The 9,149-nt window shown below is 69.2% G+C and carries 9 protein-coding genes; 1 reads left to right on the forward strand and 8 read right to left on the reverse strand.

Annotated features, from left to right (window positions below; all coding sequences use genetic code 11):
- Positions 1 to 28 precede the first annotated feature (28 nt).
- The 6 genes from E4V99_RS02530 to E4V99_RS02555 all read right to left on the reverse strand — a co-directional run bounded on the left by E4V99_RS02530 (position 29) and on the right by E4V99_RS02555 (position 6,225).
- Entirely contained in the window at positions 29 to 1,321 is a 1,293-nt protein-coding gene (locus E4V99_RS02530) for a sugar ABC transporter substrate-binding protein (protein ID WP_135116336.1), read from the reverse strand.
- A gap of 44 nt (positions 1,322 to 1,365) precedes the next feature.
- A complete protein-coding gene (locus tag E4V99_RS02535; RefSeq protein WP_135063724.1) occupies positions 1,366 to 2,205 on the reverse strand; it encodes a carbohydrate ABC transporter permease in 840 nt (279 codons plus the stop codon).
- Positions 2,202 to 3,146 (reverse strand): sugar ABC transporter permease, encoded by a 945-nt coding sequence (locus E4V99_RS02540; protein ID WP_135063721.1) that lies wholly within the window; start codon positions 3,144 to 3,146, stop codon positions 2,202 to 2,204. Before E4V99_RS02540 ends, E4V99_RS02535 begins: the two co-directional genes overlap by 4 nt.
- Positions 3,143 to 4,192 carry a LacI family DNA-binding transcriptional regulator gene (locus E4V99_RS02545; protein ID WP_135063718.1) on the reverse strand — a complete coding sequence of 350 codons (1,050 nt, stop codon included), beginning with the start codon at positions 4,190 to 4,192 and terminating at the stop codon, positions 3,143 to 3,145. Before E4V99_RS02545 ends, E4V99_RS02540 begins: the two co-directional genes overlap by 4 nt.
- Positions 4,193 to 4,369: 177 nt before the next feature.
- The gene (locus E4V99_RS02550; protein ID WP_135063716.1) at positions 4,370 to 5,029 is read right to left on the reverse strand and encodes a response regulator transcription factor; all 660 of its coding nucleotides are present in this window, start codon (positions 5,027 to 5,029) and stop codon (positions 4,370 to 4,372) included.
- Positions 5,026 to 6,225, reverse strand: a complete 1,200-nt coding sequence (locus E4V99_RS02555) for a histidine kinase (RefSeq protein ID WP_245233100.1) — start codon at positions 6,223 to 6,225, stop codon at positions 5,026 to 5,028. Before E4V99_RS02555 ends, E4V99_RS02550 begins: the two co-directional genes overlap by 4 nt.
- Positions 6,226 to 6,342: 117 nt before the next feature.
- Between E4V99_RS02555 and E4V99_RS02560 the strand changes: the two genes are divergently transcribed.
- A complete protein-coding gene (locus tag E4V99_RS02560; RefSeq protein ID WP_135116337.1) occupies positions 6,343 to 7,131 on the forward strand; it encodes a GAP family protein in 789 nt (262 codons plus the stop codon).
- 63 nt (positions 7,132 to 7,194) lie between these two features.
- Here E4V99_RS02560 and E4V99_RS02565 read toward each other — a convergent pair whose 3' ends face one another.
- A complete protein-coding gene (locus E4V99_RS02565) occupies positions 7,195 to 8,037 on the reverse strand; it encodes a carbohydrate ABC transporter permease (RefSeq protein WP_135070875.1) in 843 nt (280 codons plus the stop codon).
- Between the two features lie 92 nt (positions 8,038 to 8,129).
- The gene (locus E4V99_RS02570) at positions 8,130 to 9,053 is read right to left on the reverse strand and encodes a sugar ABC transporter permease (protein ID WP_135116338.1); all 924 of its coding nucleotides are present in this window, start codon (positions 9,051 to 9,053) and stop codon (positions 8,130 to 8,132) included.
- Positions 9,054 to 9,149 lie beyond the last annotated feature (96 nt).

Raw genomic sequence — 9,149 nt, forward strand, 5'->3', positions numbered from 1 at the left:
GATCGAGCGACCCGCCCCCGCGAGATCATCAACCGGCGACGTCGCCCCAGCCGTCGGTCAGCTGCGTCGCGAGCTGGTCCCGATCGATCTGGTTGGCCAGGTACTGCTGGAAGGCGGGCGTGGCGATCGTGTCCTTCCATTCGGTGTACTTCGACACCTTCAGGAAGGGCGGGCCCACAAGGCCCTCACCGGAGGCGAGCACCTGCTGCCAGGCGGCGTCGTCGCCGGCGAGCTCCTCGACCTCGGCGCGCGCTGCCCCCGAGGACGGGATGAGCGCGTCGGCGTAGGCGATCTTCGCGAGGTTCTCGCCGCTCATGAAGAAGTTGAGGAACTCCGCCGACTCCTCCACGTACTCCGAGTCGATGTTCACCGAGTAGGTCTGCGGGTTCGCGGCCTGGAAAGCACCAGCGGTGCCCTCCAGCGGCGGCAGCGCCACCCAGTTGAAGCCCTCGGGGGCGTCGTTGGCGATGTTCGTCGCCTGGAACGAGCCCTGCACGGTCATGGCGACCTTGCCGCCGTAGAACGAGGGCAGCACGTCCGATCCCGACTGCGTCAGCGAGGTCGGCTCGATCGACTTGTCGGTGTAGGCCATCTCGTGGATGCGCTCGGCCGCGGCCAGCTCGTCGTCGCCCACCTCGATGGTGACGTCTTCGCCCTCGCCCTCGAAGAACCCGCCGTCGTTGCCGAGCGAGAGGCTCATCATCGTCGCGGTCGGAGAGCCGAGACCCCAGCCGAGACCGAACTGGTCACCGGTGGTGGTCGCCTTGGCGATCTCCTGCAGCTCGTCCCACGTCATGGTCTCGCCGGAGGGGATCTCCACGCCCGCCGCGGCAAGCAGGTCGGCGTTGGCGAACGCCATGTACGACTGCAGCGTGGACGGGTACGCGACGATCTGGTCGTCGTGGGTCACCGACTCCCAGATGCCCTCGGAGATGTCGGACTTCAGGTCCGCATCGATGAGGTCGGTCAGGTCCGCGAGGTACCCGTCGGCCGCGAACGAGACGATGGAGCTCGCCTCGAAGTGAATGATGTCGGGCGCCGTGCCGCCGGTGAACTGGGTGATCAGCTTGTCGTACGTGCCGTCCCATCCGGCCTGGACGATCTTGACCTGAACGTCGTCGTTCTCGGCGTTCCACGCGTCCACGATCTCCTTGATCGCCGCCTGGGTCGTCGGCTGGTCCGACAGCGACTGGAACTGCAGCGTGACGGCGTCGCCGTCTCCGCCTCCGTCGCTGTTGGCGCTGCCCTGCTGGCAGCCGGCCAGCGCGATGGCTGCGACGCCCGCGAATGCGACGGCGCCGATGCCCCGGATTCTTCTCATGATGATCGCCTTTCTCTTTCTCTTGGTTCGTCGTCTCGGGAGGGTCAGCCCTTGACGGCCCCGGCGAGCATGCCGCCGGTGAGTTTCTTCTGCAGGATCCCGAAGATGATGAGCGATGGGATGGTCGCGAGGATCGCGCCGGCCGCGAGGGGCCCGAGCTGCGTCTGCCCCTCGGCGCCGAGGAACGAGCGCAGCGCGATCGGCAGTGTGTACAGCTCCGGGCTCTGGATGAGCACGAGCGCGAGGAAGAACTCGTTCCACGCCGACACGAACGTGAACATCGCGGTGGCCACCAGGCCCGGGGCCAGCAGCGGCAGGACGACGGTGCGCAGGATCGTGAACCGCCCCGCGCCATCCATCTCGGCCGCTTCCTCCAGTTCGGGAGGGATCGCGGCGACGTAGCCCTGCAGCATCCAGAGCGTGAACGGCAACGTGAAGGTGACGTACACGAGGATGAGACCGAACAGGGTGTCGTTCAGCTGCAGGCTCCGCAGCACGAGGAACAGCGGAATGATGATGAGGATCGTCGGGAACACCTGGCTGACGAGGATCCACACCGTGCCGGCGGCGCGCAGCTTGCCCTTCAGCCGCGCGAGGGCGTAGGCCATCGGCATCGACAGCAGCACCGAGATGATCATCGTCACGACGGCGACGAAGATCGAGTTGCCGGCGGCGGTGAGCAGGTTCTGGCGCTCCAGCGCCGAGGCGTAGTTGCTGAAGTCCCACTGCTGCGGGATGAGGTTCACCGCGAGGGAGTTCAGCTCCTGTGTCGACTTGAACGACGCCGACAGCAGCCACAGCAGCGGGAAGCCGAGGAAGATCAGGTACCCCGCCAGCGCGAGGTACATCAGAACCGTGGCGTACAGGGGCCGTTTCGTGGTCATTTGCTGACCGCCTTGTTCTGTCGGAACTGGTTGATCAGGTAGAGCGAGAGGATCACCAGGATCGCCACGACCAGGACGTTGCCCATGGCCGACGCGTACCCGATCTCGCGGTTGCGGAACGCCTCGAGGTAGGTGAACAGCGGCGGGATCATGGTGCGGCCGCCGGGTCCGCCCTCGGTGAGCACGTAGATGAGGCCGAAGGAGTTGAACTGCCAGATGAAATCGAGCGCCGTGACCGCGATGATGACGGGCCGCAGGGCCGGCAGGGTCACGTGCCAGAAGCGGCGCACGGCACCGGCACCGTCGACGGCGGCGGCCTCGTGCTGCTCGGGCGCGATGGACTGCATGCCGGCCAGGAGCAGCACCGTGGTCTGCGGGATGCCGGCCCACACGCCCACCACGATGACCGCGGGCAGCGCGGTCGAGAAGTCGCCGAGCCAGTTGACGCCGGGGATGCCGAACCAGCTGAGCGTGCCGTTGAGGGGCCCGGAGTTGGGGTTGTAGATCATGCGCCACACGATCGCGATGACCACGGGCGGCATCGCCCACGGGATGAGGGCCAGCACGCGGGTGAGGCCCTTCAGCCGCAGGTTGCTGTTGAGCAGCAGGGCAAGGCCCATGGCGCTCACCAGGGTCAGGAGCGCGACCGACCCGGCCCACACGATGCCGATGCCGAACGACTCCCAGAAGCGCCGGTTACCCGCCAGGTCGATGAAGTTGCCGAGGCCGATGAAGTTGATCTCGGCATTGCGCGCGAGCGTCGCATCCGTGAACCCCAGGGCGACACCGCTGAGGAGCGGGATCACCGAGAAGATGATGATCGGCAGGAGCGCCGGCCCGACCAGGGCGATGGCCTCTCTGCGCTGGGCGCGGGCGCGGGGTCCGATCTGCCGGACGCGCGGCGGCGGTGAGGACTTCTTCGTCTTCTCGAGCGTGGTCATCCGTGGGCCTTCTCTTCATCGATGAGCTCAGGTCGGCGCAGGGCGGAGGGGGCGGATGCCGACGACGATCCGCGCACGACCAGCGAAGGCGGCACCGTGACCGTGTGCGCCGGCCGGGCGGGGTCGGCGATGCGCGCCAGCAGCATCTCGGCGGCGGCGCGGCCGCGCTCTTTCGCCCCCAGGTCCACGCTCGTGAGTCCGGGCCGGACGACTTCGGCGAGTTCCGTGTCGTCCACGCCCGTCACAGCGAGGTCGGCGGGGACGGTGATGCCCAGGTCTTCGGCGGCGCGCAGGACGCCGACGCCGATGAGGTCGTTCGCGGCGACCACGGCCGTCGGCCGGTCGGTGCGGTCCAGGAGCGGCAGCGCCGCGTCGTAGCCGGCCGCGATGGTGAAGTCGGATGCGTCGATGTGCCGCGTGCGCAGATCGCGGTGATTCGCCGCCGCCGCGATGAAACCCTCCCGGCGCATCCCGCCCGGCGTGGTGTCGGCGGGGCCGTTGACGAACGCGATGTCGCGCCGTCCTGCCGCGACGAGGTGGTCGACGACGAGCCGCATCGCCGTGAGGGAGTCGGCACGGACGGTGTCGAACTCGGCGGAGTCGGGGAGGCGCCCGAGCACCACGAGCGGAATGGGAGCGGCCGCGAGCGCGGCGAGCAGCTCGTCGGTCACGCGGAGGGGCGAGAGGATCAGGCCGTCGACGTAGCCGCGCCCGAGATCGCGCACCACGTCGACCGACGACGACGCCGTGCCGGTGGACGACAGCAGCAGGCGGTAGCCGGATGCCGACACGACCCGCTCGATGGCGGCCATCATCTCGACGTAGACGGGGTTGCCGATGTCGGCGACGGCGTAGCCGAGCTGCAGGGTGCGTCCGCGCTTGAGCGACTGCGCAGTCGCGTCGGCGACGTAGCCCAGTTCGCGCGCGGCATCCCGCACCTTCGCGACCGTCTCGGCGCTCGCGATCAGACCGTTCAGCGCCCGCGACGCGCTCGCGACGGAGACGCCCGCGCGGGCGGCGACCTGCGTGATCGTGACGCGAGCCATGGCTCTCCTTCGAGCGGTGTAAACGATTCCACCTGGGTGGTGTAAACGTTCTCACCCGACCGGGGAGCTTGTCAAGCGCCGGATGCTCGGCTCACTCCAGCATCGGCGGATTGCCCGAGTCACCGGTGGGCGACGCGCTCCGACGCGCGACAGGGCGACCGACAGCTGCAATTCCGACTAGTTGCTCCCCGCCTCCCCCGCCCCCGTCCCCGTCCCCGCGGCGAGGGCAACGGCGTGGGAGCGGCTTCTCGCCCCCAGCTTCGACAGCACGTTCGACACGTGCGTCTTGACGGTCGCGATGGAGATGCCGAGGTCGTCCGAGATCTGCGAGTTCGACATGCCGGCTCGCATCCCGTCGAGCACCTCGCGCTCCCGCTCGGTGAGCATCTCCAGCCTCGGAGCACGACCTTCGCCGGCCGAAGGGGCGATGAGCGACAACGCCCGACGGGTGACCCGCGGGTCCAGCACGCCCTCTCCCGCCGCCACCCGACGTACGGCGTCGACGAGGGTCGCTGCATCCGCCGTCTTCAGCAGGAAGCCGGCCGCACCCGCGCGCAGCGCACCTGCCACCAGGTCGTCTTCGTCGAAGCTCGTCAGCACGAGCACCTCGGCCCATCCTGCGGCGACGATCTCGCGCGTCGCGGTGACGCCGTCGACGCCGGGCATCCGCAGATCCATGAGCACCACGTCGGGTCTCAGCGCTGCCGCGTTGCGCATGGCGACGGCGCCGTCGGCCGCCTCGCCGACCACGTCGATGCCGTGCGACTCCAGCATGATGCGCAGCGCCTCGCGGATCGCAGCGTGATCGTCGGCGAGCAGCACCCGGGGCGCGCTCATGCCGGCACCTCCACGGGAATCCGTGCGCGCACCGACCAGCCGTCGTCGACCGGTCCCGCGTCGACGGATCCGCCCAGTGCGCGCGCCCGCTCCCGCAGCAGGTCGAGACCCCAGCCGCTGCCTCGCACCGGCGCGGCGGTCACCGGCGCTCCGCCGCGCGAGTCGATCCGCACGCGCACCTCGCCGCCGTCAGCATCCAGCCGCACGTCCACCCGCGCTCCGGCCGCGTGCCGCACGCAATTGGTGAGCGCCTCCTGCACGATGCGCGTGACGGCCTGGTCCACGGGCGACGGGATGCGGGGCGGCAGGGCATCGTCGAGGGTGACGGTGAGCCCGTGCCGCTCCGCGTCGGCGACCAGCTCGGGGAGCGACCCGCGGCGCCGCGCCGCGACCTCCCCATCCCCGGCGCGCAGCACGGAGATCATCGACCGCAGCGCCTGATGGGCCTGCAGGCTCGACTCGCGCACGGCCCGCAACGCGGCACGGTCGGCGTCCGGAGCATCCGGGATCGACAGCGCCGCCTCCGCGCGGATCGCAATCGCCGACACGTCGCCGGCGACCAGGTCGTGCAGTTCCCGCGCCATCTGCTCTCGCTCGCTCCGCACCGCCTCCGCGCGCTCGAGAGCCGAGCGACGCTCCGCGTCCTCGGCACGCGCCCGGTGCAGCACGACGAGCTCGTTCGCCTGCGCCACCGCGGTGGCGTACCAGTAGTCCGTGCCGGCCAGAGCACCCAGCTGCAGGCCGATCAAGACCGCGATACGAGGGTCGTCGGCGCGCAGGAGCGCTGCCGCGGTCGTCACGACGATCGCGACCGCGATGCCGATCAAGAGGCGACGACGAGTGGATGCCGAGGCCGTCACGGTCGCCGCGTACAGCAGGTCGAGCACCACGATGAGCGTCAGGACCCCGCCGACCGTCAGCAGATCGACGACGAAGATGACCAGCGCGATGCACAGCAGCGGGATGGGCGCCTTCCGCCGGAAGATCACGAGCGCGCATGCCGGGAAAGCGGTGGCGAGCGACCACCACGGAGACACCGGCTCGGGCAGCACCGAGAAGAGCGACCACACTCCGACCAGGCCCAGCGCGCACGCCAGCACGGCCAGCGCGGCGTAGCCGATCGCGTCGGCCAGAGAGCGGTGCGCGCGCACCCACCCGCGGACGGATGCGGGAATCAACGCCTGCCTCTCGGTCACACTCTCATGCAATCACGCCGCCCCTCCGCCGCGCTCGGTCGAAAGGATGAGGCGGCACCGGGGCGGCTCGCTCTTCCGCCCGATCCGCCCGAGCTCGATGACCGCGAGGGTGGTCACATGGACGCCCTCACCGATGCGCCGCTCGCACTCACCCTGGGCGCGCTCGCCCTGCTCGACGGTCTGAGCGTCGGCACTCTGCTCATCCCGGTGTTCTTCCTGCTCGCGCCGGGGCGTGTGCGCTCCGGCCACGTGACGCTGTACCTCCTCACGATCGCCGTCTTCTATCTCGCGGTCGGCATTCTCTTCACGCTCGGCCTGGTGAACCTCGTCGATGTGGCGCAGGACTTCCTCTCGTCGAGCGCCGGGCAGATCGCGCAGCTCGTCGTCGGCGGCGCACTTCTGGTGACCGGGATCCTGATCGGCGTGGGGTCGTCCAGGAAACCCGCGGATGCTGCATCCGACGCCGCCCCAACGCCGGGCGCGACACGCACCACGGCCACCGCGGCCGGCACGAGCACGCGACTGTCGCGGTGGCGCGACAAGGTGCTGTCGCCCGGCGCATCCCGCGGCGCGGTGATGGCCGTCGCTCTCGGCGCGGGCCTGGTCGAGATCGCGACGATGCTCCCGTATCTCGTGGCGATGGGCATGCTGGCCGAAGCGCCGCTTCCGATGCCGACGCGCTTCGCGGCCCTCGCCGCATACTGCGCCGTCATGGTGCTTCCCGCGCTGGTCCTCCTGGCGCTGCGCATCGTCGCGGCGCCGCTCGTCGAGCGCCCTCTCGCGCGTCTGGCCGCCTGGATGGAGCGGACGGGCCGCGAGAACACCGCGTGGATCCTGGGGATCATCGGCTTCCTCGTCGCGCGTGGCGCGGCGACGGAGCTGGGGCTGTTCTCCGGGTTGGTGTGAGGCGGGCGGATACGTGAGGGGCGGGCACGGCGGGGTCGAGGTCCGTGACGAGCCTCCGACTGCTCAGCGGAAGGTGCCCTGCGACACCGATCCTTCCAAACGGCGCTGGAAGATGATGTAGACGATGAGCACGGGGATGATGGTCATCACCACCGCGGCGAACATCGCCCCGTAATCCACCGACCGGCCGGTGCTGCTCGCGAACGCGCTCATCCCCTGGGTCAGAACCCAGTTCTCCTTCTTCGTGTTGAGGACGATCGGGAGCATGAACTGGTTCCACAAGCCGATGAAGTTCAGGATCGCCACCGAGGCCATCCCCGGCGCCGCCATCGGCAGCATCACCGAGAAGAACGCGCGCCACTCCCCCGCTCCGTCGATCTTCGCGGCCTCGTAGACATCGTGCGGGAGCGATTCGAAGAAGGCGTAGAGGAAGAAGACGGTGAACGGCAGAGCGAACGCCACGTAGGTGACGGTCAGGCCGGGCAATGTGTTCAGCAGACCCAGGTTCTGCAGTGTGAAGAACAGCGGCACGATGGCGAGGAAGATCGGGAACGACATCGAGATGAGCATCGCGTAGTAGATGACGCGGTTGCCGGGGAACGAGAACCGGGCGAGCACATACGCGCACATCGCCCCCAGCAGCATCACGATGACCAGCGCGGAGCCGACGACCAGGATGGTGTTGAAGAAGAACTCGCCGATGCCCGCCGTGGTCCAGGCGCGGACGTAGTTGTCGAATCGCCACGTCGTGGGAGGCGCAAGCGGAGAAGCGAGGATCTCGCTGCTGCTCTTCAAGCTGGACATGACCGTCCACAGGAAGGGGACGATGATTAGCAGCGACCAGATCCCCAGCGCCCCGTGTGCCGTCGTCGCGTACGCGATGTCGGCGCGGCGCCGACGCTGCATCGACCCGCGTCGCTGCTCGGGCGGCACGGTGCGCCGGATGCCGCGGGCGCCGGCAGCATCCGCCCGCACGATGGTCTCCGTGTGCGTGATGGTCATGCCCCGGCACCTCTCCTTCTGTCTCCGCCGAGCAGTCGGAAGATCCCGAAGATGATCCCCGAGTAGATCAGGATGACGAGGGCGAGGAAGACGCCCATCGCCGTCGCGTCACCGAACTGTCCCTTGGTGAACGCCGTCATGTAGAGGTACTGCGTCAGGGTGAGGGTCGAATACGCCGGGCCGCCCTGCGGGTTGAGCACCATCATGAAGCCGAAGGAGTCGATCACCATAAGGCCCAGGTACACGTACGAGCTCTGGATGCTGGCGAGGATCTGCGGGAGCGTGATCGACCATGCCGTGCGGGCTCGCCCCGCACCGTCCAGGCGGGCGGCCTCATACGTCTCTCCGGGGATGCCCTTGATGGCCGCGATGAAGAGCACGACGTAGAAGCCGACGAGCGCCCAGAAGATGACGAACATCGACGCCGCCATGGCGGTGTCGGCGTCGCCGAGCCACGCGAAGCTGGCGAACTCCGTGAACCCGAGTCCGGTGAGGACGCTGTTCAGCAGACCCCGGGTCGGATCGTAGACCTGGGCCCAGATCAGGCCCACCACGATCGCGGGGATCGTGTACGGGAAGAAGGTGATGATGCGATAGAAACCGCCGCCTCGCAGCCCGCGGACATGTCCGACCGACGGACCACCGGCCGTGACGGTGAAGGCGATGAGGAACGCGGCGGCCAGCACCGCCGTCGGCAGGACGAGGCACAGGAGCAGCGAGTTGCGAAGAGCCGCTAGGAAGACGGGGTCGCCGAACATGGAGGTGAAGTTCGCCAGGCCGACGAAGTTCATGTCCTGTGAGAACCCGCGCCAGTCGGTCAGCGAGTAATAGAAGGCCTGAAGGAACGGGCTCGCGATGAAGACGACGAAAACCGTCACCGGGAGGACGAGGAAGGCCACGATGAAGGTGGCGCGCTGCACGCGGATCGTGCGGCGCCGGGGGGGGGGGGGGGGGGGGCGGGGGGGGGGCGGGGGGGGGGGGGGGGGGGGAGGGGGGGGGGGGGGGGGGGGACGGGG

The organism is Microbacterium sp. dk485 (assembly GCF_004570445.1).
In the GTDB taxonomy this organism is placed as follows: Bacteria; Actinomycetota; Actinomycetes; order Actinomycetales; family Microbacteriaceae; genus Microbacterium; species Microbacterium wangchenii.